This window comes from Corynebacterium sp. HMSC073H12, from assembly GCF_001837775.1.
GTDB lineage: Bacteria > Actinomycetota > Actinomycetes > Mycobacteriales > Mycobacteriaceae > Corynebacterium > Corynebacterium amycolatum.
Map to the genome: position 1 here is coordinate 1 of NZ_KV834040.1, position 222 is coordinate 222.

At 59.9% G+C, this 222-nt stretch carries 1 pseudogene; it reads right to left on the minus strand.

Going from position 1 to position 222, the window contains the following annotated elements:
• Window positions 1-222 (minus strand): annotated as a pseudogene (locus tag HMPREF2708_RS08705) (IS30 family transposase); the annotation flags it as partial.

Below are 222 nucleotides of genomic sequence, written 5' to 3' on the forward strand. Positions count from 1 at the left end.
GTATTATCACCCCACAGTGCAGCCAACCTGCCACTGGCCTGACGCGGCGAGGCGCCACGGTTGAGCAGATCGACAACCTGGGCGCGTAAGAACCGATTGTCATCGAGTTTGCGCAGCTTTGGGCGAGCAAGACGCCCGCGGCTTGCCTGGTCAGCCTGATAGGCATCGTAGATGCCATCGACGCTGTTGCGTGCGATTTCACGGCTGACGGTGGATTGACTA